Genomic DNA, 23835 nt, shown 5'->3' with positions numbered 1-23835 from the left:
TACTAATACTACTAATTAAATATATAATTAATATAATAAAAAATGTAACCAGGAGGCACCAAATGAAATTTACCGTAAACAGAAATCTCTTCGTCGACAACCTAAACAACGTCATGCACGCCATCTCGTCCCGGGCAACTATCCCGATTCTGAGCGGCATCAAACTTAACCTGACTGAAGATGAGTTACTCCTGACGGGGAGCGACACGGACATTTCGATTGAAATCAAGATTCCGGTAAGCGAGGATCTGACCGTTGAGTCTACCGGCGCAATTGTTCTGCCAGCCCGCTTCTTCAGCGAGATCATCAAAAAGCTGCCGGGCAAGGAATTTTCGCTTGAGGTGAAGGAAAGCTTCCAGACCCAAATCATTTCCGAAAACAGCGAGTTCACGATTAACGGACTGGATGCCAATAACTACCCAAGATTACCGGAAATTCCCGATGAGTCCTCTTTTGTTATTTCCGGCAAGACCTTCCGCGAAATTATCAATGAGACCCAGTTTGCGGTTGCGACCCAGGAAAGCCGCCTCGTTTTGACCGGTGTCCACTTTACGTTCAGCCCCGACCAGATTCACGCCGTGGCCACCGACTCCCACCGCCTGTCGAGCCGGGCCTTGACTTTAGAAAACGGCCCGCAAACCAAAACCGACCTGATTATTCCGGGCAAGAGCCTCTTGGAACTGGCCCGCATTATTGGTGAAACCGACCCCGAAATCAAGGTGTGCCCGGGCGACAACCAGGTGCTGTTTGAAATTGGCAACATTCTGTTTTATTCACGTCTTCTTGAGGGCAGCTACCCCGACACGGAGCGCCTGATCCCAACCGAGAGCACAACCACCGCTGCGTTTGACCTGGCCGAATTGTCGAGCGCACTGGACCGGGCCAGCCTGCTCACGCACGCCGGCCGCAACAACGTGGTCGACCTGACCCTGGACACGGAAAAGCAGACCGCCAAGTTGTCGGGTGAGTCCGCTGAAATTGGCAACGTTGAGGAGGACGTCAGCTTCAAGAAGCTGGCGGGCAAGAACCTGAAGATTTCCTTCAACCCGGACTACCTGCGTGATGCCCTGCGTGCATCGGTTACCGATTCGGTGATTATGGAATTCACGCAGCCGCTGCGGCCCTTTACCGTTAACCCGGACAAGGACGACATCGCCTTCGTGCAGTTGATTACGCCGGTCAGAACCTTTTAGCTTCGTAATATTTCCCTAACACAAAAAAGCCGTCAGACGATGGCTTTTTTAGTGGCCAATTTTTCTTAAACGGCTAAAACGGCCCCAGATTTTATTTTTAACTATATTTGCCTTAAAGCCTTTATTTTGCTTAAAACCGTTCATACGGCTTTATATTGGCTTTTAAAGTTGTTTTTTGCTTGTGAAACGAATATACTTAACATAAGTAATTAAAGTGGTGAAGGTGAAGATTATCAAGGAAATTAAAGTCAAGGGCGAGTACATTACCCTGAGTCAATTTTTGAAAGAAGAAAGCATTATCTCATCGGGCGGCCAGGCGAAGTGGTACCTGCAGGAAAATCCGGTTTTGTTCAACGGGGTTAAAGAAGACCGCCGCGGCAAAAAAATTCGTCCGGGCGACCGGGTTGAGGCTGCCCAAGAAGTGTACGAATTCCGGTAGCCTGATGTACCTTAAGCATTTTAGCGCGCAGAATTACCGCAACCTGGACCGGCTTGACGCTGATTTTGACCCCAACGTCAATATTTTTATTGGGCAGAATGCGCAGGGCAAGACCAACCTGCTTGAGGCAATCTATTTTCTGGCGCTGACCCGGTCGCACCGGACAAGCAGCGACAAGGAACTGATTGCATTTGACCAGGACTATGCCAATGTTTCTGGTCACGTATACAAAAGCCAAGTTGATTTGGACCTGCGCGTTTTAATTACCAAGAAGGGTAAGAAGGTCTGGGTCAACCGGATAGAACAGGCAAAATTGTCCAAGTATGTGGGGCAGCTCAACGCCATTTTGTTTTCGCCCGAGGACCTGGAATTAATCAAGGGTGCGCCCGCTTTGCGGCGGCGCTTCATGGACCAGGAATTTGGGCAAATCAACGCCGAGTACCTCTACTTCGCCGGCAAGTACAAGCAGGTGCTGCAGCAGAAGAACAACTACCTCAAGCAGCTGGCCAAGGGAACGGAACGCGATACCATGTTTTTGGACGTCTTGTCCGACCAGCTTGCGGGCGTTGCGGCGGAGGTGATTGTGCGCCGCTTCAAGTTCTTGAACTACCTTAGCCGGTACGCGCGCGCCGCATATGCGCACATCAGTCGAAGCGGCGAGCAGTTAACCCTGATCTACCGGCCATCGGTGCAGGACGTGAGCGCTCAGGATGGCGTAGAAGAGGTTTACCACAAGCTGCTGGCCAATTTTCACAAAAACAAGCAAAGCGAAATCTTCAAGGGCACGACTTTGACCGGGCCCCACAGAGACGACATCGAGTTTGAATTGGACGGCAGGGATGCGCACCTCTACGGGTCGCAGGGCCAGCAGCGGACCATTGCGCTCAGCCTCAAGCTGGCGGAGATTCAGCTGGTCCACCAATTAAGTGATGAGTATCCGCTGCTCTTGCTGGACGACGTGATGAGCGAGCTCGACCACGACCGGCAGAGTGCGCTGCTTAACTACATACACGGAAAAACACAGACCTTTATTACCACGACCGATCTTGCGGGCATTTCCTGGGAAATAATCAAAGAGCCCAAAATATACCGGATTAACGCGGGAAAGATTTATTTAGAAAAGGGGAAATCGAATGGCTGATAAAAAGAACAACTTCGAGCAAATCAAGCAGTATGAAAAAGAAGCCGACAAGTACAACGCCAGTCAGATTCAGGTTCTAGGCGGGCTTGAGGCCGTGCGCAAGCGGCCGGGAATGTACATTGGCTCGACCAGCTCGCAGGGACTGCACCACTTGGTCTGGGAGATAATCGATAACGGGATCGACGAAAGCCTAGCCGGCTTCGCCACCAAGATCGAGGTGACCATCAACGAAGATGGCAGCGTAACCGTTCAGGATGACGGCCGCGGTATCCCGGTTGATATTCAGAAGAAGACCGGTCGGCCGGCCTTAGAAACGGTTTTCACGGTTCTTCACGCCGGCGGCAAGTTTGGCGGTGGCGGCTATAAGGTGTCCGGCGGTCTGCACGGGGTTGGTGCCTCGGTAGTCAATGCCCTGTCTGAGACGCTGGACGTTACCACCATGCGTGACGGCAAGAAGTACTACATTGACTTCAAGCGGGGCCGCGTCAACAACGAGATGAAGATGACGGGCACCGTACCGCTAAGCGAGCACGGCACAATTGTCCACTTTTCACCCGATGCCGATATTTTCACGGAAACCACCTCTTTTGATGACCAGGTCCTCAAAAACAGGATTCGCGAACTGGCCTTTTTAAACAAGGGCCTCAAATTGACCTTCACGGATAAGCGCAAGGAAAGCACGGAAACCGACGTCTACCACTTTGAGGGCGGTATTCAGGAGTACGTTTCTTTTCTTAACCGCAAAAGCGAGGTTCTGTTTGACGAGCCGATTTACGTTGAGGGCAACGACAACGACATCAACGTTGAGGTTGCGCTGCAGTACACCAAGGGCTACAAGACAACCCTGATGACCTTTGCCAACAACATCCACACCTACGAGGGCGGGATGCACGAAGCAGGGTTTAAGACGGCCCTGACGCGCGTGGTCAACGACTACGCCCATAAGACCAAGCTGTTAAAGGACAATGACGACAATCTTTCCGGTGAAGACATCCGGGAGGGAATGACGGCTGTTGTTTCCGTCAAGCACCCGAACCCGCAGTTTGAGGGCCAGACGAAGACCAAGCTGGGCAACTCTGATGCCCGCACGGCCGTTGACCGTTCTTTTTCTGAAACCTTTAACCGCTTCTTGATGGAGAATCCGCAGGTTGCCCGCAAGATTGTCGAAAAAGCCCAACTGGCCGAACGGGCGCGCACCGCTGCGAAACGTGCACGCGAGGTAACCAGAAAGAAATCAGGTCTGGAAATAGCCAACCTGCCGGGCAAGTTGGCTGATAATACGAGCAACGATCCTAGCATCTCCGAACTCTTTATCGTTGAGGGGAACTCTGCCGGCGGTTCAGCCAAGCAGGGGCGGTCACGGTTGACGCAGGCCATTTTGCCCATTCGCGGCAAGATTTTAAACGTTGAAAAAGCTTCGATGGACCGAATCCTGGCCAACGAGGAGATCAGGTCGCTCTTTACGGCCCTAGGCACCGGCTTTGGCGCCGACTTTGACGTCTCCAAGGCGCGTTACCACAAGCTGATTATCATGACGGACGCCGATGTCGACGGGGCCCACATTCGGACGCTGCTGCTCACGCTCTTTTACAACTACATGCGGCCGATGATTGAAAAGGGCTACGTTTACATCGCCCGTCCACCGCTATACCAGGTGCGCCAGGGCAAGGTTATCCGCTACCTGGATACGGACGACGAGCTGCACGATTACTTGGGCAGCCTGCAGCCAAGCCCCAAGCCAACCGTTCAACGCTACAAGGGGTTAGGCGAAATGGATGCCGACCAGTTGTGGGACACCACGATGAACCCGGAGAATCGGCGCCTTGACCGGGTTAGCCCGGAGTTTGCCAAGGACGTGGACGAGGTCTTTGAACTGCTCATGGGCAATGAAGTGGCGCCACGGCGCAATTTCATTGAGACCAATGCCAAATACGTTGAAAACTTGGATGCTTAGGAGGTTTAAATGGATAACGACAATCAAAGTCAGGATCACAGAATAAGAAATGTCGATCTGACTAACGTGATGAATAGTTCGTTTTTGGACTACGCGATGTCGGTTATCGTGGCGCGGGCTCTGCCCGACGTGCGCGATGGCCTGAAGCCCGTCCAGCGACGGATTCTTTACGGGATGAGCGAACTGGGCGTTACGCCAGATAAGCCGTATAAGAAGTCGGCCAGAATTGTCGGGGAAGTTATGGGCAAGTTCCACCCCCACGGCGACTCTTCGATCTACCTGGCCATGGCCCACATGGCCCAGGACTTCAGCTACCGCTACATGCTGGTTGACGGCCACGGCAACTTCGGCTCAGTCGATGGCGACGAGCCGGCCGCAATGCGGTATACCGAGGCCAGGATGAGTAAGATCGCGGTTGAAATGCTGCGCGACATCAACAAAAATACGGTTGATTGGCAGCGCAACTACGACGACACCGAAAATGAGCCCGTAGTGTTGCCAGCGCGCATACCCAACCTGCTGGTCAATGGCACCAGCGGTATTGCCGTTGGGATGACGACCAACATTCCGCCGCATAACCTCTCTGAAGTGATCAAGGGCATTCACATGCTCATGAACAACCCGGACGTGACGGTGAAGGAACTGATGAAGGCCATACCGGGCCCCGACTTTCCGACCGGCGGCACAATCATGGGGCGCAGCGGCATTTACCGGGCGTATGAAACGGGCCGCGGGAACATCGTTGTCAGGGCCAACACAAGCATCGAGACCGAAAAAAGCGGCCGCGAGCGGATTGTCATTACGGAGCTGCCTTACCTGGTAAACAAGGCCGAGTTGGTGAAGAAAATTGCTGATTTGGCGCGTTCGAAAACCATCGATGGCATCACCGGCGTGCGTGATGAATCCGACCAGACGGGGATGCGGATGACGATTGATATTCGCCGCGATGCCAGTGCCAGCGTTGTTTTGAACAACTTATTCAAGCTGACGCAGATGCAGGCCAACTTCGGCATGAACATGGTGGCCATCGTCGACGGCGCCCCGCACTTCTTGAGCTTAAAGCAGATGCTGCAGTATTACCTGGAGCACCAGGAAGACGTTGTGACGCGCAGGACCAAGTTCGAATTGGCCAAGGCCGAGGCGCGGGCCCACATCCTGGCGGGGCTAAAGATTGCCCTCGATCACATTGACGAGATCGTCCACATTATCCGCCAGAGTGAGTCAAGCGACATCGCCAAGGCGGCCCTAATCAGCCGTTTTGGCCTCGATGACAAGCAGTCGCAGGCGATTTTGGACATGCGGCTGGTACGGCTAACCGGCCTGGAACGAGACAAGGTCGAAGCCGAATACCGGGACCTGCAGGCCAAGATTGCCGATTATAAGGACATTCTGACCCACAACGAGCGCATCAACGAAATTATCTATGAGGAACTGCTTGATATTCAGAAGCGTTTCGGCGATGACCGCCGCACCAAGATTGGTGACGGCGAGGTAATCTCGATTGAAGATGAGGACCTGATTGAGAAGCAGGACGTCTTGCTGACGTTGACCCACAGCGGCTACATCAAGCGGATGCTGATTAACGAATTCAAGACGCAAAACCGTGGTGGCAAGGGCATCAAGGGCATGGGCGTCAAGGACGGCGACTTTATTGAGAAGCTGATCTATTCAAGCACGCACGACCTGCTCTTGTTCTTTACTAACAAGGGCAAGGTTTACTCCAAGAAGGCCTATGAGATTCCTGAATTTGGCCGCACCGCTCAGGGCCTGCCGATTGTTAATCTGCTGCAGCTGGAAAAGGGCGAGAAGATTCAGACCATCGTCAATATTCCGGCTGACGTCGACGACCAGTACCTCTTCTTCATCACGAAGATGGGGACGGTCAAGCGCACGCACGTAAGCGATTTTGCCAACATCAGAAACAGTGGACTGATTGCGCTGACTCTGCGTGACGGGGACGAGCTGACCAACGTGCTAACGACGGATGGCAAGCAGGATATCCTGATTGGAACCCACTTGGGTTATGCCGTGCGCTTTAGCGAAAGTGCCGTGCGTTCGATGGGCCGCACCGCCGCTGGCGTTCGCGGGATTAACTTGCGTGAAGGCGACTGGGTTGTTGGTTCTGGCGCCATCAAGGATAGTGACGAGGTGCTGGTCATTTCTGAAAACGGTTATGGTAAGCGCACGTCTGCGCACGAATATCCGGTCAAGGGCCGCGGCGGCAAGGGCATCAAGACGGTCAACGTCACCAAAAAGAACGGTCCGCTGGCTGGTGTTACCGTGATTGACGGAACGCAGGATATCATGGTTATCACCAATGATGGGATTATGATCCGCTTCAAGGTTGCCGACGTTTCCCAGATGAGCCGGAGCACAATCGGCGTCCGGCTGATCAAGCTTAACCGCGCTAGTCGGACTGCAAGTCTCGCCATTGTTCCCGCCGAAGAAGACCAAGAAGTAGTGGAAACAGAAGACACGGAAGATATAGCAGGTGCAGACGCGCCGCAAGAATAGTTGCAGGCTGCGAACTGCAAAAAAATTGCCAGACTTTTAGCGTATTTACTTGTGGGGGTAAAATAACTCCCTACAGGATCACGTGAAGATAGTTTGGTAATTTTTTGTTTATGTGCTAAAATGAGACATTGTGAGTAATAAACGACATTACTCCTTGTTCTTGAACTTTAGCGAGAACCATTTAGTCCAGAAGGAGGTGCACTAGTATGACAACTACTAAGTACGAAATAACTTATATTATCAAGCCGGATATTGACGAGGAATCAAAGAAGGCCTTGGTTGAAAACTATGATAAGGTTATTGCCGACAACGGCGGTACGATGGTTGAGTCAAAAGACTGGGAAAAGCGTCATTTTGCATATGAAATCAACAAATACCGTGAGGGAACGTATCACGTTATGACTTTCACTGCTGATAACGCCGACGCCGTCAACGAATTTGACCGTCTGTCCAAGATTGACTCTGCCGTTCTGCGGTCAATGACCGTCAAGATTGACAAATAATGCAAAAACTTTATCGTTTTCGTGATTTAGGAAAGGAAGGACCTGAAGTATGATTAATCGAGTTGTACTTGTTGGCCGTTTAACACGTGATCCTGAATTGCGTACTACTGGGAGCGGAATCTCGGTTGCTACGTTTACTCTTGCTGTTGACCGGCAGTATACTAACGCTCAAGGCGAGCGGGGTGCGGACTTTATCAGCTGTGTCATTTGGCGCAAATCAGCAGAAAACTTCTGCAACTTTACGTCCAAGGGTTCACTAGTTGGTATTGACGGCCGAGTTCAAACCAGAACATACGATGATAAAGACGGTAAGCGCGTGTATGTGACCGAGGTTGTCGTAGACAACTTTGCGTTGCTTGAATCACGCAAAGACCGGGAAGCCCGCGGACAAAACGGCGGGTTTGCACCAAATAATAACGGCAATTTTGGCAATCCAAATACCACTAATTCGCCTAATACCGGAAGTTCTAGTCAGGCTAACAGTCAGCCGAGTGCTCCGCAAGATCCGTTTGCCGGATCCGGCGACACCATTGACATTTCTGATGACGATCTCCCGTTCTAATTTTTAAGAAAGGACCGAGGATATGGCTCAACAAAGAAGAGGCGGCGGCGCACACCGTCGGCGTAAGGTTGACTTTATCGCAGCCAACCACATTGACTACGTTGACTACAAGGACGTCGACCTGTTGAAACGTTTTATCTCTGAAAGAGGTAAAATCTTACCACGTCGTGTCACTGGCACCAGCGCTAAGAACCAGCGCAAGGTAGCTAAGGCAATCGAACGAGCTCGCATTATGGGCTTGTTGCCATTTGTTACTGAAGACTAGTCAGTCAATAATAAAACTAAAAAACACTGGGCTAAACGGCCCGGTGTTTTTTTATAGCCATTTTTGCTTTTTAGAGCATGAAAAAATAACAATAGTTTTTGAAACCGCTTGCTAAAGCTGACAAATAATTATATAGTATAAATATAACAAAGTCCCGTACGTCAACAAGATTTAAGCTTTTTTCAAATAGTTATTTTATGAAAGTTAGAAATTTTAAAAAAGCTTTTATGCTAGCAACTGTATCAGCTTCTTTGGCAGCATTAGCTCCTGCTACAACAGCTTTTGCTATTAATAAGGGTGGCGGAGATTGGGATTATGGTTTTAAGTGGAACTTTGGTTGGTCCAAATATTATCATGGTACTAAAAAGCATAGCGCATCTGTTGCATTTAATGGTGATGAGCACCGTAATACGGTAACAAAAGGCAACACAGCATATGCAGAATACCACAAGATCCCACCAACAAGATTTGTCTTATTGGTGGAATGTATATTAACTCTTGTACGTAACTTAGTGATGTAGGTGTAATTGATGTGTATCAACTACACCTATTTTTATGGAGGTTTGCCCATGAAAAAAGTGATTTCTGCCTGTCTGACCATTGTTACTATTTTATCTTATTTAATAGTCATTAATTTCTACCAATCCAAGGATTACGACCAGGTAGCAAAAATGGGGCAAACAAGTGATTCATACCAAATTTATCTACAAGATAGTCAAATTGCGCCTAGCGCTCAATTGGTGTTTTTCAAGCATCTAGCACGCAAAGACGGGTTATCGATCATATTGACTACAAAAGGCGCGAACAATTCGGTTGAAAAATCAGTCGTCGCTAATCCAGCAACATTTCCGGTTAGTTCTTTCCGTCTTGATCAGGTGAATTTAAACAACGATAAAGATTATTACGCGAGTTTCAAGACTGCTGCCCCTGGTCAAAAAGGAACAATTCCAGTATTTGCAAAAAATAACCGTGTAATTTTGCAACCGATGGGACGCTACTTTAAAAGTAAGAAAACCGTTGACGGTGTTTACACAATTGTACCGGGAAAATCTGACCGGAAGACTATTCTTACGCAATTAGCACGATTTTACGGTATTCCGCGTATAAAGTTAATAACGCCCACAACCGGGATGAGCGTTGAATACTTGACTAAACCGATTCTTATTTTGAGTTTTATTTTAGTTTTAGCAGTTTTGATTTTTATTTTGGTCAATGCCTATTATCCCGTTTCGCAAAGATACACGATTGGCATTAAGAAACTTAATGGTTGGAAAAATGGTGACATTTTTCTTGTACTGGTTCGTTTTGGCATAATAACAATCGCGTTCATTAGCGTTATGCTTGATTTAGGTACCTGGTTAATTTTTCCTTATCAACCGGATGGTTTCATGTTGACTTGTATCCTAACACAAGTGCTAATCGTATTGTTATACCTGCTCACCAATTCTGTTACCTACTTAATGATTAGGCGGATGTCGATTGCGGATCTGCTGAAGGGGAAGTTTCATTATGGACTTAGTATTGGTTTAGCTTTTATGTTAAAAGTGATGATGACAATTGCGTCAATCGTGTTGTTAGCCAATGTTTCAGGTGCAATTAGTAGCACGATTACTAACTACCAGCTGCAGCAAAATTGGGCTAAGGAAGGCAAACTATTGACCTTAAATTCTGTTGGCACACTATTTTCAAGTAATGAAAGACAAGCTAATAAAACGATGACTAACTGGTTTGGCAAAATGGCCCAGAATAAGGGCGTCTATTATGTCAATAGTGATTTTTATACAGCCAAAGCAGTCTTGCCGGAAAAAGCGATACGTAAAAATCCAAATCAAAAATACGCATTGATGGCGGTCAACCGCAATTTTATTAACGCTAAATTGCCGCAGATGAAGAAATACATAAATTCTGCGCAAGAAGCTTTTCTGGTTCCTGCTAAATACAAAAAGAACGCTAAAAAAATCAAGTATTTTCTGCAAAATTTTAGGTATAACGATTTGACGTCTGCGCAGCAGGAAAAATTAAAACCGGAGCAAGTAAAGATAAATATTAGGTATTACGACGAACAACTCAATACGATTACTTATAATGTCCGTTTGCAAAATAATTTCGTTGATCCACTTATTGAGGTTGTAGAAGAACAAAAAATGACCGAAGGTCAGGTCTTGCCTTTAAGCAACACGGATAAGTCGAGTCCGCTTAAGATTGAACCTAGTAGCGCAGCAAAGGCGCGGCTGCGGAGTTTAAATAAAGATCCGCAAGTGAAAAAATTAAGACTAAAATTTGTCACCTTAAATGAAATCTTGGCGACTAGTCTGGATTCAGCTTACCAAGGGTTGCGTACAATCATTTTTATCTTGTTGGCAATCTTTGTAATCAACTTGTTTGCAACGACGTTCTTAATCTTGTACATAGTTTCGCGTAAACAGAAAAAGTTGGCCGTTGAACGACTATTGGGCTACCGCAAGTTTGACCGTTATCAAATGGAAACACTGATTTTAATATTCTTGGGAATTAGCACGCTATGCGTTTTACTTTATTTGCGAGTTTCGCTCATACCACTACTGCTAGCAGTAGTCTTAGACTTCACCGACCTGCTGGTATTTAACCTTGTGGTGCAGGTGATTGAGGCACGAGACCTGTCATTTCTGCTAAAAGGAGGATTATCATGATTAAATTGAAAAACATGACCAAAAGATTTGAGACAAAAATAGTATTTGACCATTTTAATTTAGACGTCGACAAGGGTGAAATGATTGCAGTAGTGGGTCCAAGTGGCTCTGGTAAGAGTACTCTGCTCAACATTATCGGGTTAATTGATGCAATCGATGGGGGTGAATATCACTTTGAACAGCAGGTCAATGTCAAACCCAATAGTAGTTTGGCGCAGAAGATTATCCGTGAAAAAATTAGTTATCTTTTTCAAAATTTTGCCTTGATTGAGGAAGATACAGTTCAAGAAAATCTGCTGTTGGCACTCAAATATGCTCACCATCGTCACACTGAAAAGATTAATATGATTAAAGCTGCTTTGCAAAAGGTAGGCCTGGGCGAGTATTTACACAATAAAGTCTATGAATTGTCCGGTGGCCAGCAGCAGCGTGTGGCCGTTGCACGAGCCCTAATCAAACCGAGTGAACTGGTTCTAGCTGATGAACCAACGGGATCATTGGACGGGAAAAATCGCGATGAAATTATCGCATTATTGGTCAAACTTAATGCTGCCGGCAAGACTGTGGTCATCGTCACGCACGATAGCCAAGTGGCCGCAAAGTGTCACCGGGTAATTAAACTAGAGTAGTTTTGAATAAATTAACTAACTTAAGGCGGAATAACTTCCGCTTTTTTATTGGAGCTGCTTTTTTGGTAACAATAATTATGTGAAAAACGGGGGTGTTTCTTCTCCAGCCGATCCAAGGTATAATGATAGTGATGTATTTTGCATTAAATTTGGAAGGACCTTACATGAAAGATTTTTTACGTAAGCTTGAATTTCCTGCTTTTATTAAAGACTCACGGTTGACGGCCGCGGTTGCAATTATCTTGGCCCTGTCGCTACTCGGCAGCATCGTCGCACTGGTGGTGAATCCGCTGTTCGGCTTGGCCATGGTTTTGATTTTTGCCTTAACCGTTGCGTGCACCGTTTACGGTGCCTACATCCTGGCGGGCAATGCGAACAACTTTGCCGTTAGCCTGTCCTACCGGATCAAGCGCAGCGAGCAAGAGGCAATGATTAAGATGCCGCTGGGGATTCTGCTGTACGATGATGACCGGCAGATCCAGTGGGTCAACCCCTACCTGCAGCTTTACCTCAAGGATGAGGACCTGGTTGGTCACACGATCAAGGCGATTGACCCCGATTTGGATAAGCTGATTGACGAGTCGCTGAAGGCCAAAACCGCTGAAAACAGCACCGTGACTTGGGATGGCCACCAGTTTGAGATGATTATTCAGGACAATCTGGGCGTCATTTACCTGCTTGATATTACGCATTATGCTAAGATTGAGCAAAAATACAATAATGAACTGCTGGCAATCGGACAGGTGTTTATCGATAATTACGATGAACTGAGCGAAGCGATGCACGACCAGGAGTTGACGGCGACTAGTTCATACGTGCAGAACACACTGAGCAATTATGCCAAGAAGTTTAACGCCTACCTCAAGCGGATCGACGAAGACCACTTCCTGCTGCTTTTGCATATGGCAGATTTGGCCCAAATGGAGAAGGACAAGTTTTCGGTTCTGGATAAGATGCGCCTTGAAACAAGCCGCAACAACACGCCGCTGACACTGTCGATTGGGATTGCCTTTGGTAGCAACCAGATCTCTGCTCTGGCTGACCAGGCCCAGTCCAACCTCGATCTGGCGCTGGGGCGGGGCGGCGATCAGGTGGTGTTGAGCCAGCCCGGCAAGTCGGCCCGCTTTTACGGAGGCAAGTCCAACCCGATGGAGAAAAGAACGCGGGTGCGGGCCCGGATGGTATCGCAAGCCATCAGCGAACTCTTTAAGGAGGCTGATCGCGTCTTTGTCGTTGGTCATGCCAATCCCGACATGGACTCCGTGGGCAGTGGCCTGGGCGTGGTCAAAATTGCCCGCTTGCATGGCGTCAAGGCTAATTTTGTCCTTGACATCAACAAGACCAACTACGACGTGAGCCGGTTGGTGACTGCAATGCAGAAAAAGCAGGCGGAAGCCCACTTGTTCATCACGCCCGAGCAGGCGCTCGACTGCGTGACGGATAAGTCAATGCTGGTTATGGTTGACCATTCGAAGTACTCGATTACCTACTCCAAAGACCTGTATGATCGTTTAAAGAACCGGATTATCGTGATTGACCACCACCGCCGCGGGGAAGAATTTCCGGAGAACCCGATGCTGACTTACGTTGAACCGTATGCCTCATCGGCCTGCGAGTTGGTCACGGAGATGGTGGAGTACCAGCAGCCCAGTTCGGGCCAGCGGGTCTTGACCGACCTTGAAGCTACAGCCATGTTGGCCGGAATCACGGTTGACTCCAAGGAGTTTTCGCTGCGGACAGGCACGCGGACCTTTGACGCAGCCAGCTACTTGCGCTCAATTGGTGCCAGTTCTGTGGGTGTGAGCGTACTGCTCAAGGAAGACATTGACTGCTTTTTGGAGCGCACCCGTCTGGTCTCTAGCCTGAAGATGGTTCGGCCGCAGATGGCAGTCTTATGCGGACCGGATAATAAGATAATGGATCCGATTATTACGGCCCAGGCAGCTGATACTGCCCTTGATTTGGAAAACGTTGAGGCCAGTTTTGCTATCACCCGGCGCGACAAGGAAACAATCAGCATTTCGGCGCGGTCGATGGGCGAGGTCAACGTCCAGGTAATTATGGAAAAGCTGGGCGGTGGCGGCCACCTGTCTAACGCCGCAACGCAATTAAAGGGCGTCACGGTTCAGGAAGCACTTGCAAAACTGCTCGATGCGGTTGATACTTATGAAAAAGAAAATGAATAAAGGAGAGTAGCAATGAAAGTTATTTTTACCCAAGACGTTAGGGGCCGCGGAAAACGCGGTGAAGTTAAGAATGTTCCCGATGGTTATGCCCAAAACTTTTTACTGAAACGGGGGCTGGCAAAAGCCGCAACCAAGGCCAACATGCACACGTTAGAGCGGCTGGCAGCTAACGAGCAGGCGGCATACGAAACGGAAAAGGCTGAGGCCGAGAAGGTCAAAGCCGCGCTCGATAAGGACGAGACTGTGGTAAACTTCAAGTCAAAGGCGGGGTCCGATTCGCGCCTGTTTGGCTCAATTTCCAGCAAGAAAATCGTGGAGGGTCTGGAAGAGCAGTTCGGAATCAAAATCGACAAGCGCAAATTAAACCTACCTGAGCCGATTAAATCCCTGGGCTACACAAATGTACCGGTCAAGTTGTTTAAGGGCGTAGAGGGCAAGATTCGCGTTCACATCACAGAGCAGGACTAGCCCTGCGACGCACAATTCTAGTAAAAAGTGAGCATGATTAATGGATAATATTATCTCGCAGCAAATACCGCACGACGATGACGCGGAGAAGGCGGTTTTAGGTGCAATCTTTATTGATCCCAATGCGATTGCGGACGCAAGTGCGGAAGTTCAGCCGGCTGATTTCTACAAAAAAGCCAACCAGCTGATCTTTCAGGCAATGCTGGACCTGTCCGACCGCGAGATTGCAATCGATCCGTTGACCCTGCAAGATGAGCTAACCAAGAAGAACCAGCTCGACGATATCGGTGGCATTGCGTACGTGTCCGAGCTGGCCATCGCGACCCCAACGGCGGCCCACGTCACATACTACGCCAAGATTGTGCACCGGAAGGCGCTTTTGCGGGGGCTGATTTCCGCTAGCCAGAAGATTATCACTAACGCAATGCAGGATTCCGATGACGTCACCGACATCCTCGATAACGCCGAGAGCGAGATTATGAACGTATCCTCGGAAAACAACGCGAGTGGTTTTCGGGCAATTAAGGACATCGTCAACTCAACGATTGAGGAGATTAACAATTTTCCGGAAGACGGTAACATGGTCACCGGCCTGCCAACTGGCTTCCTTGAATTGGACAAGATGACGACCGGTTTTCATGCCGACGAGCTGATTATTGTTGCCGCCCGGCCCGGCGTCGGAAAGACCTCGTTTGCCCTGAATGTTGCGCAATTTGTTGGTCTGCATACGGATAAAACCGTGGCAATGTTTTCCCTGGAAATGAGTGGCGAGCAGCTAGTGCAGCGGATGCTGGCGTCCGAGGGCCTGATTGATTCGCAGCACCTTAGAACGGGCCAGCTGGACGAAGAAGAGTGGCGCAAGCTGGTCGTGGCTTCGGGCTCGCTGGCCAACGCCCACGTCTACATTGACGACACGCCCGGCATCAAGATGAGCGAGATTCGGGCCCAATCGCGGCGCTTGGCCAAGGAAAAGGGTGACCTGGGCCTGATTGTGATTGATTACCTGCAGCTGATTGAAGGTCCGCGCAGCGAATCGCGTCAGCAGGAGGTTTCCGCAATTTCGCGGCAGCTTAAAAAATTGGCTAAGGAGCTGCGCGTGCCCGTGATTGCCCTATCGCAATTGTCGCGGTCCGTTGAACAGCGGCAGGACAAACGACCGGTTCTGTCTGATATTCGTGAATCGGGCTCGATTGAGCAAGACGCGGACATCGTTTCGTTTCTGTATCGCGATGACTATTACCGCGATGAAAACGAGGATGGTGGCGAACAGCAGGAAGTGGGGGCTGAAGACGATAATGGTGAGGTCGAGGTTATCATTGAGAAGAATAGGTCAGGCAGCCGTGGCACGGTCAAGCTGATGTTTTCCAAGCCCTACAACCGGTTCTCGAACCTTGATTATCGTCATGATCAGCCAAGCTGATAGGCACACACTATAAACTAAGCCGTGATAGCTGTACAATCTTATTATTCTACTAGTTAATGATTTTCTTATTAAAAATAAGCCAATTTTGATGACATTATCTTACTAAAATTGTATTATTATATTGTACATAGGTTATTTTTGAGAAAGGATCAATAATTATGGCAGATAACGGTATGAAAGATAAGTTGGCTGGCAAGGCTGAACAGGTTAAGGGCAAGGCTAAAGAAATGGCCGGCGACGTTAAAGACAAGGCCAAGGAAGCAACTGAAGCCGTTAAGGATAAGGTTGAAGACGTTAAAGAGGACTTGAAGAAGTAATTATTAACTAAAAAGGGGCAGAGGAATTTTCATTTCTCTGCCCCTTTTTGCTTGTTACACGTGAAACACAAAGCCTAGCGCAACTTGGCTTGAACGTCTGGCGGCAATTCCAAATTAGGGTGAGCCGGATCGTAGAATTCATAGAAAACCGGTGCCTTATTGGAATCGTTGCTCTTAGGGTAAAATTCGTAGTTGCTGGCCATCAGCGGCATGGTTATGTTGCTTTTATATGATTCCCAGATGTTGCTGAAAATCTGAGCAATGAGCTTGCGCTCATGCGGTTCAAGCGAGAGAAAGACGCGGCTGAGCCGGTAAGTGCCAAGCAATTTATTGCTGGTCAGCTGGTGCAATTCATCAATATCGAAGTTCTCAAAGGCTTCGAACAAGGCTGAAAACGTCTCGCTTCTTTTATTATTGGGAATAGCGCGGTTGAAATTGATTAAAGCGTGGCGTACTACTCGGCTGCCGGGCGTTAGGCCGTCGGCAAGGGTAAAGCTGTCGCGCCCCACCGACCAGCGGCGGGGGTCATGCTGGTTGCGCATGGCCACCGTGCTCTTCACAACCAGTGTCTGCTCGGGATGGTCCAGCATGGCCCCGAAGATTGAGCCCTGGGGGATGTAGGTCTTCATCTTGGGCATTGCACGCACAAAGCCGGGGCTGGTATAGACTTTATGGAAGAAGCCGGGCCCGTCAAAATTAAAGGCTGTGATTACGCGCTCTTGGATGGCGGCCGTGACCGCACTCAGTGCGTACTGGGCAAAGTTGCCGCCCTTGGAGTGACCGACAAGGTAAATCTGCTGGTCCGGAAACTTCGCGGCAATATCCTTTAGGTAGTCAGCCGCAACGTTTTGCCCGTAAATTTCCGGCAGGTAGTTCATGCGCATGTCTTCCTTCCAGCCGGTCATGGAGCCGTCGGTTCCGCGGAAGGCGATGACGATTGAATCCTGGTCGATAGCAAAAGTGGCGGCGCAGAACTGCAGGGGCGCCGGCTTTTTTTCCAACCGGTCCGTCCAGTCGAGAATCTTCATGTTGCCAATGCGCGGACTCTCCGGCAATAGAATCACCTCGGCGGCCGTTTCGTCATGCATCTGGTGCTGAAAGGCCGGCAGATTCCGCAGCCTCTTTGCCACCTCGCCTAACGTGTGCGTATTTGCAGAGTCATCGGCGGGTAAGTAGACCAGTGATGCCAAAAGAGCCGCGTCAACGCTGTTAAAGGGCTTTTGGGCAAAAGTTAGGTCTCCGCGCCACCGTAAATAATCAAGTGAACTTGCCATGAAACTACTCCCCTCGGTGAAAATTTCCTTTATTGTAATAACTGCTCCGCATAAATAGCAAAGAAAAAGCAATAGATTTAACTATTGCTTAATGATTAGCGTAGATTACTTGCCGACACCGGCATAACTGATGCTTTTAATCTCGGGGTACTTGCGTAGGGCCATGATGATGTTATTTTCGTCGATGTTGTTGTTGATGATCCCATCAACGAAAAAGACAATACGCTCATCATTGACGCTGAGAATTTTAACCGAAATATTTTCAACGTGGTTGGTCGTAAGTTCCTCTTCAATCGTGTGCAGGATGTTGTGCTTGTTGACGGCTTCAATCTGGATGTTGAAGCGAATATGCATGATGATCTTATCGATTATGGCATCATCGTGGAACAGCATCTGGATAACAAAGAGCAGGGCGGTTGACACAATGCCCAGCACGTACAACCCTGAGCCGATAGCCATGCCGATGGCCGCCGTGGCCCAGATGCCAGCCGCCGTCGTGAGGCCGGAAATTTGGGCCTTCTTGACCAAAATTGTTCCAGCACCGATAAAAGAAATGCCGGACACGATTTGGGCCGCGATTCGCGACGGGTCGAGGGCAACGTCCGATAGTTTGAGCAAATCGGCGAAGCCATACTTCGAAACAATCATAATTATTGCAGACGAGAAAGCCACGACGATGTGCGTTCTCACGCCTGCGCTTTTCCGCTGAATTGCCCGCTCGTAGCCAATCAGGGCCCCGCACAGTGCGGCTACAAGCAGTCGCAGCAGCCAGTCAAGTTGAGTAGCAAGCGGTGTTAAAGTAGCCATGATATCACTCCATTTATAAAACTTTATTTCCACTATCCATTATATATTATACGCTTAAAAAGCAGATCAAGGTTTAGTTATAGCATAAATTAATGCGGCTGGCATTTTTTCATGAGCCCGGATACTGTTGGATATTGGGTGAAGCAAATTACCAATAGGGCTAGGGCTTGGCACGTGGGGCGGGATGATGGTGAAATTGGGTGTTGCTTTAATCTTTCTTTCATGCTATACCGATATTATTAAATGAAGCACTGTGTATTTGATTGCAACGGCTTATGGGGTCCGCGAGTTGCTGCGCAATTGGTTGGGACCGGTAGCTGTTTTGCGGTTGCCTGAACTATAAGCACATTGCCAATATGCTGCAAAAAATGAGTAAATCAGTTTGGGCAGATAACAGGTTTGAGCAGGGAATACATGCATTTAGAGGAGTTATAACCATGAAGTTGAAAAAGATAGCAGTTGCCGCAACGGCGGCCGTAATGTTGAGTCCGCTCGCGGCGGCACTTAAGGCGCCCCAGGCGGTGCAAGCGGCTGCGGGCGAAGCAGCACCAAGCGAAATAGACAGAACCTTTACGAATAAGGAGATCTTTAAGGCGCTTGAGGACCAGGGCTTTAACGTTAAGGCCATCCTGGGCGCAAAAGCCTACCAGGCGGCGCTCAGAGACGACCTGAAGCACCCCAAGGAAACGATTATCAAGTTCGCCAACAAGGACATCTTTGCTGCACTCAGGGCCGGCGGCTTCAATGCCCGGCAGGTTCTCGGCAAAAAAGCCTACCAGGCGGCCCTGAAGCAGGACAAGAAGAAGCACGGCAAGTCGTATATCGAGGTCAATGAAGAAAATGATGACGGCGTCGTTGTCTACCTGAGCAAGCCGGTCGTGAAGCTGATTGCTGCGGGCGGGACCGTTGCAATCAGCAACGGGCTGAACCACCTCATTCCCGACGCCGCTGCGGTCAGGTCCATAATCAGCATCGTGCCGGGCGCAATCAAGAATGTTAACAAGTCACGGGGCCTCTACCTCAAGTTTAACAAGGACGGCAGCCTGGGCAACTGGAGTTACCACCGGTATGAGCTGTAAGGAGTACAGTTTGCGCTGCCAACAGGCTCATTGAATAAAAAGCATATCGTGCAGGATGCACAAGTAATTAAGATCGCCAAATTTGGCGGTCTTTTTTATACGGAAGGGCTGCAAATGGGTGCGTTGCTCTTGCCCGGCACGCGCAAATAGCGGTAAAAATGTTAAAAAGGACTTGCGCATTGGCCGCTAATATGGTTTAATTAATATCGTTGTCAAGTATGACAATGCTGACTTAGCTCAGTTGGCAGAGCACGTCACTAGTAATGATGAGGTCGGAGGTTCGAATCCTCTAGTCAGCATAGATTAATTGGCTTAAATTCAACAACCTTGATTTATCAACGTTTTACGCGGGTAGATTGAGGTTGTTTTTTGGTTAAAACGAAGCAGCCGGCACACAAACGGAACATAAAATAAACGGTGTTCCGTGACTGATTTTTTGGATAGGCACAATCACCGGTATCGCAGTATTTTTAGCTACTTTTTTGTGTGCCAGAGTGAAGTTTTAAGCCAGTCAGCCAGGTTCAGGGAAGAACCTGCGGTGGCGGGCTTTTTATTATTTCAAACTAAACGGGCAAGATGATCCAGAATTATAACTGTGACTGTTGTTTTCATGTGCTAGGCCAAGCCAGCATGTTTGATTAATATTCGTAACTGTACTCTGCAATTACGTTATGGCTAATCGTTTGCATTAGAGCGCACTCTAACCTGTAAAATTAAGACAATCGAATTCTGGCAAAGGAGCTGTTGATGATGAAATACTTGTTTATAAATGCCAGTGCCAATCCTCGTGGAGTTACGGCAAGTCTAGCCGCGCGGCTGATGAAGGGTGAAAGTTATCAGACCTTTAACCTGGCCGACCATCACATTTATCCGTTAGGCCAGGAGAATACCGCAGATGACCAGTTTGATGAGCTATGCAAGCAGGTACAGGAAGCGGATGCGTTAGTCATCGGAACGCCAGTTTATTGGTCTTCAATGTCTGCCTACATGAAAATAATGATTGACCGTATGACCGGCGTGATGGGAGAAAACAACCCATTTTCTGGCAAGAATCTTTACCTAATAGTGGATGGCTCCGCGCCCCAAGACGCTATTCCTCATATTAAGCATGTTTGGGAACATGTTTCGCGGCGCTTTAACATGAATTTTAAAAGGACGGTAACTAATGGTTAGGGATGAACAGCTTTAGCCGTGACTGATTCCAGAAGCCTGTAATGACAGGCTTTTGCTCTGCTTGCGTGGGCGGGCCAGACAATCTGGAACGGTGAACTTGCTGCTAGAAGGTGCCGCAAACTAGCCGCATTGGGTAAATAAAGGTTATTCTAGTAGTAATGAAAATATTTAAGTGAAAAAAGAGCGCACATCATGAAGAAAATTGACGGACACCTGCACCTGGTTCGCTCGCTAGCCGGCCTCAACGCCAAGGGCCGCATGACGCCGCTGGGCGACGGACACGCGGTCTGGGACGACGGGACTTTTGTTAAGCTGATTCCTGACGGCTGGGGCGAAGACGACTTCACGGCAGCGGCGGCGCTAAGGGTGATGGATGAAAATGGGGTCGCTAAGGCCGTCCTGCTGCAGGGTAGCCTGTACGGCTTCCAGAATTACTATTCCTACCAGGCCGCCAAGAAGTATCCGGACCGCTTCATCGCGGCCTTTTCTGTTGACCCCTTTGCCGCCAATGCGATGGCAATAGTCAGGCGGCACGTCGAGGACTTGGGTTTTCGGGCAATCAAGCTGGACTTCGTCGTGTGCCACCTCTCCTTCCCGAGTGCGGACCACCCGGACCGCCTAATCAATGCACTGACGCAGTGGCAGCCGTTTGACAACATCACCACCGAGGTGTCCGCAATCCAGGACATCGAGGGCGAGACCGTTTTTCCCTACCCGCGCTGTCAGAAGGACGTCGCACTGACCAAAAAAATCCTGGGTGCCAAGCGCATCTTCTGGGGTTCGGACCGCACCCTGGTCGGCGACCTTCAACGCTTACCATGACCTAGCAACATGGCTCGAAGCAAGCGGGCTTTTTAGCGCGTCTGAACTGGCGGATGTCTTGTATAATAATGCTGAACGGATCTACTTCAAGCCGCAGAACGTGCAGGCGATGCGGGCTAGCACAGATCCTGCTATTAAGAATAAATAGGGAGGTTGGAAATGAGCAAAGTCAAAGTCTTGGTAATGGGCACTGTCCCAGAAGCTGGTCTGACTGAGTTAAAAAAGAATTTTACCGTCACTTACAATCCAGCGGGGACCAGCAGGACGTGGGTGCTGAACCACCTGGCTGAATACGAGGGGGTAATCCTTGCAGGGATGAAGGGCTACCGCGAGCTGATCGATGCGGGGCCTAACCTGAAGGTGATCTCCGCCAGCGGTGTAGGCTATGACCACATCGACGTTGACTATGCCAAGCAAAAAGGGATCGTGGTGGCCAACTGCCCGCAAAGCGTGCTGCTGCCGACCGCCGAGCTGACCTTTACGCTTCTGCTGGCCACGGTTCGCCGCCTCCATTTTTACGATAAGATGATTCGGGCCGGCAAATGGCCCAACGTTTCTAACCCGGAATACATGGGCACGGGTCTGCAGGGCAAAACCTTGGGCATTTACGGAATGTGCCGGATTGGCCGGCAGGTAGCCAAGTACGCCCAGGTCTTTGGCATGAAGGTGATTTACAAGAACACCCACCGATTAGACCCTGAACTGGAAGAGGACCTGGGTGTAGCGTACGCCGATTTTGACACCCTGGTGCAGACCGCCGACGTCATCACGCTGCACGCTCCGGCACTGCCGTCGACCACCGGCGTTTTTAACGCGCAGGTCTTCAAGCGGATGAAGAAGGCGGCCTACATCATTAACGCTGCGCGGGGCAAGCTGATTAAGCAGGACGACCTGCTAGTGGCCCTGCAGACCGGCGAAATTGCTGGGGCGGGCCTTGATGTCTACGAGAATGAACCCAAGGTACCGCAGGCCTTGTGCGACCTGGACAACGTTGTCCTGTCGTCCCACGCGGGGACCGGCACAATGGAAGCACGGACTGCCATTGCGGAGGAAGCGTCCCAAAATATTATTTCCTGCCTGCGGGACCAGCAGCCGCAAAACCAGGTTAACAAGTAGAATCAAGTTACTCGAGGCATGACTTTCCATGCCTTTCGTCCGGGTTGATGTTGCAGCAAAGCTCCCTGCTGGCCATTAGCCGTGGGGGTTTGCAAAAGTGATTGGTGAGGAAAAAGAATGGAATTTAGCAAGATTTTTAGTGACCGGTTGGATCATTGTTACGCGATTATGCGTCTGCGTGCTTGCGGCCGCGACTTTGTGATTGTGGCCTCGGAAGAAAACCAGCCGTGCTATGCCTATGATTTGGACAATGCGTTTAAGAGGACCGTTGTCTGGCCGGACGTCGGGGGCACGATGACGCTCGTTCCCGTTCCGGGCACGCTGAACTTCCTGGCCACGCAGCGCTTTTATCCCGGCTTCAACTCGCTGCGTTGCCGCATCGTGAAGGGGTCCTTCAACGGCCAGGGCTGGGACCAGACCGTGGTGGGTGAATTTCCTTATATTCACCGCTTCGACATCATTCCGGCGGCTGGCGACGCCTACTGGTACGTTGGTTGTTCCATTGCCAACTCCAAAAAATATACAGACGACTGGTCCGATCCGGGTAAAGTCTGGGTCGGCACCTATTACGATGAACGAGGCCAGATTACCGACCTGCGGGCACTGCCCGTCAGGATCACGAAAAATCACGGTTACAAGCGCATGACGGGCTACTCGCTGATCACCGGTGCCGAGGGTATTTTCCGCCTGGACCACCCAACCCGGGAGCATGATTGGCAATTGCACCAGCTGGCCCAGCGGGAAACGTCGGACATCGCGGCAGTCGACATTAACAATGACGGGCAGCTGGAGTACCTAGCGATTGAGGGCTTCCACGGCCCACACCTGCGGTTGTATGACACTAACTTCAACACGCTGGCGGTCAGCACCACCGAGACGCCCTTTGGCCACGCCATCTGGGGCGGCGCGATTAGGGGGCAGAACTGCTTCTTGTTTGGTTGGCGTGCCGGCACGCAGGGCCTGGAGCTGATTAAAGATGACAAGCTTGCCGCTGACCTTCTGGGCACGCGTCTGGGTCCCAGCAACGCCACCGTTTATAAAAAGGATGGCCAGGAATATCTATTGGCGGCCAACCGCGAGGCCAACGAGGTGGCCATCTACCAGATTGACGCCGAATAGAACTAGTTGGATGCTTGAAAATACGGACAATGACAGTTAGTTTGAGCAAAAGCAAATTTAAAAAAATGATTTAAATGCTAAAAGGCCTGCCCTTCAGGTTCAGAAGAACTTAGAAGGACAGGCCTTTTTTAGTGCGAGCTTAGGCAAAAGGAAATGTTGCGCAGGCCATTTTTAAGGGGGGG

Annotated in this window: 21 protein-coding genes, 1 tRNA gene and 1 pseudogene; 21 read left to right on the top strand and 2 right to left on the bottom strand. The window is 49.7% G+C overall.

Annotated features, from left to right (window positions below; genetic code table 11):
- The first annotated feature begins 62 nt into the window (after positions 1–62).
- From dnaN to AC2JF8_RS04470, 15 genes are all read left to right on the top strand, one after another.
- Positions 63–1193 (top strand): DNA polymerase III subunit beta, encoded by a 1131-nt coding sequence (gene dnaN / locus AC2JF8_RS04540; protein ID WP_500761449.1) that lies wholly within the window; start codon positions 63–65, stop codon positions 1191–1193.
- A gap of 217 nt (positions 1194–1410) precedes the next feature.
- Positions 1411–1632, top strand: coding sequence for a S4 domain-containing protein YaaA (yaaA, locus tag AC2JF8_RS04535; protein WP_500761447.1), 222 nt, complete (start codon positions 1411–1413; stop codon positions 1630–1632).
- Between the two features lie 4 nt (positions 1633–1636).
- Positions 1637–2773, top strand: coding sequence for a DNA replication/repair protein RecF (gene recF, locus AC2JF8_RS04530; protein WP_500761445.1), 1137 nt, complete (start codon positions 1637–1639; stop codon positions 2771–2773).
- Entirely contained in the window at positions 2766–4727 is a 1962-nt protein-coding gene (gyrB, locus tag AC2JF8_RS04525; protein ID WP_500761443.1) for a DNA topoisomerase (ATP-hydrolyzing) subunit B, read from the top strand. Before recF ends, gyrB begins: the two co-directional genes overlap by 8 nt.
- A 9-nt stretch (positions 4728–4736) precedes the next feature.
- Positions 4737–7241 carry a DNA gyrase subunit A gene (gene gyrA / locus AC2JF8_RS04520; protein ID WP_500761441.1) on the top strand — a complete coding sequence of 835 codons (2505 nt, stop codon included), beginning with the start codon at positions 4737–4739 and terminating at the stop codon, positions 7239–7241.
- A gap of 206 nt (positions 7242–7447) precedes the next feature.
- Positions 7448–7744 carry a 30S ribosomal protein S6 gene (gene rpsF / locus AC2JF8_RS04515; protein ID WP_500761439.1) on the top strand — a complete coding sequence of 99 codons (297 nt, stop codon included), beginning with the start codon at positions 7448–7450 and terminating at the stop codon, positions 7742–7744.
- A 49-nt stretch (positions 7745–7793) separates the two neighbouring features.
- Positions 7794–8306 (top strand): single-stranded DNA-binding protein, encoded by a 513-nt coding sequence (ssb, locus tag AC2JF8_RS04510; protein WP_500761437.1) that lies wholly within the window; start codon positions 7794–7796, stop codon positions 8304–8306.
- A gap of 22 nt (positions 8307–8328) precedes the next feature.
- Complete coding sequence (rpsR, locus tag AC2JF8_RS04505; RefSeq protein ID WP_500726266.1) at positions 8329–8571, top strand: 30S ribosomal protein S18; 243 nt, start codon at positions 8329–8331, stop codon at positions 8569–8571.
- A 197-nt stretch (positions 8572–8768) separates the two neighbouring features.
- Entirely contained in the window at positions 8769–9092 is a 324-nt protein-coding gene (locus AC2JF8_RS04500) for a lactococcin 972 family bacteriocin (RefSeq protein ID WP_500761435.1), read from the top strand.
- 48 nt (positions 9093–9140) lie between these two features.
- Complete coding sequence (locus AC2JF8_RS04495; protein ID WP_500761433.1) at positions 9141–11240, top strand: bacteriocin-associated integral membrane family protein; 2100 nt, start codon at positions 9141–9143, stop codon at positions 11238–11240.
- The gene (locus AC2JF8_RS04490; protein ID WP_500761431.1) at positions 11237–11869 is read left to right on the top strand and encodes an ABC transporter ATP-binding protein; all 633 of its coding nucleotides are present in this window, start codon (positions 11237–11239) and stop codon (positions 11867–11869) included. Before AC2JF8_RS04495 ends, AC2JF8_RS04490 begins: the two co-directional genes overlap by 4 nt.
- A gap of 164 nt (positions 11870–12033) precedes the next feature.
- The gene (locus AC2JF8_RS04485) at positions 12034–14055 is read left to right on the top strand and encodes a DHH family phosphoesterase (protein ID WP_500761429.1); all 2022 of its coding nucleotides are present in this window, start codon (positions 12034–12036) and stop codon (positions 14053–14055) included.
- 12 nt (positions 14056–14067) lie between these two features.
- Complete coding sequence (rplI, locus tag AC2JF8_RS04480) at positions 14068–14523, top strand: 50S ribosomal protein L9 (protein WP_500761427.1); 456 nt, start codon at positions 14068–14070, stop codon at positions 14521–14523.
- A gap of 40 nt (positions 14524–14563) precedes the next feature.
- Entirely contained in the window at positions 14564–15943 is a 1380-nt protein-coding gene (gene dnaB, locus AC2JF8_RS04475; protein WP_500761425.1) for a replicative DNA helicase, read from the top strand.
- Between the two features lie 161 nt (positions 15944–16104).
- Positions 16105–16263, top strand: coding sequence for a CsbD family protein (locus tag AC2JF8_RS04470; RefSeq protein WP_500761423.1), 159 nt, complete (start codon positions 16105–16107; stop codon positions 16261–16263).
- A 74-nt stretch (positions 16264–16337) separates the two neighbouring features.
- Here the strand turns inward: AC2JF8_RS04470 and AC2JF8_RS04465 are convergent, their stop codons facing one another.
- Together AC2JF8_RS04465 and AC2JF8_RS04460 are read right to left on the bottom strand one after the other, a co-directional pair.
- Positions 16338–17537 carry a DUF2974 domain-containing protein gene (locus AC2JF8_RS04465; RefSeq protein WP_500761422.1) on the bottom strand — a complete coding sequence of 400 codons (1200 nt, stop codon included), beginning with the start codon at positions 17535–17537 and terminating at the stop codon, positions 16338–16340.
- Positions 17538–17642: 105 nt separating this feature from the next.
- The gene (locus AC2JF8_RS04460) at positions 17643–18344 is read right to left on the bottom strand and encodes an MgtC/SapB family protein (protein ID WP_500761420.1); all 702 of its coding nucleotides are present in this window, start codon (positions 18342–18344) and stop codon (positions 17643–17645) included.
- 437 nt (positions 18345–18781) lie between these two features.
- Here AC2JF8_RS04460 and AC2JF8_RS04455 point away from each other — a divergent pair, with 437 nt between their 5' ends.
- The 6 genes and pseudogenes from AC2JF8_RS04455 to AC2JF8_RS04430 all read left to right on the top strand — a co-directional run bounded on the left by AC2JF8_RS04455 (position 18782) and on the right by AC2JF8_RS04430 (position 23653).
- The gene (locus tag AC2JF8_RS04455) at positions 18782–19423 is read left to right on the top strand and encodes a hypothetical protein (RefSeq protein ID WP_500761418.1); all 642 of its coding nucleotides are present in this window, start codon (positions 18782–18784) and stop codon (positions 19421–19423) included.
- A gap of 226 nt (positions 19424–19649) precedes the next feature.
- Positions 19650–19722: transfer RNA gene (locus tag AC2JF8_RS04450), tRNA-Thr, on the top strand.
- A gap of 448 nt (positions 19723–20170) precedes the next feature.
- The gene (locus AC2JF8_RS04445; protein ID WP_500761416.1) at positions 20171–20596 is read left to right on the top strand and encodes a flavodoxin family protein; all 426 of its coding nucleotides are present in this window, start codon (positions 20171–20173) and stop codon (positions 20594–20596) included.
- Between the two features lie 192 nt (positions 20597–20788).
- Positions 20789–21566 (top strand): annotated as a pseudogene (locus tag AC2JF8_RS04440) (amidohydrolase family protein).
- A gap of 11 nt (positions 21567–21577) precedes the next feature.
- Positions 21578–22534: an NAD(P)-dependent oxidoreductase gene (locus AC2JF8_RS04435; RefSeq protein ID WP_500761414.1), complete on the top strand. Its 957-nt coding sequence runs from the start codon at positions 21578–21580 to the stop codon at positions 22532–22534.
- A 117-nt stretch (positions 22535–22651) separates the two neighbouring features.
- Positions 22652–23653, top strand: coding sequence for a hypothetical protein (locus tag AC2JF8_RS04430; RefSeq protein ID WP_500761412.1), 1002 nt, complete (start codon positions 22652–22654; stop codon positions 23651–23653).
- Positions 23654–23835 lie beyond the last annotated feature (182 nt).

Source organism: Lactobacillus sp. CA30L, from assembly GCF_059900845.1.
This window is presented reverse-complemented; position numbering and strand designations above follow the sequence as displayed.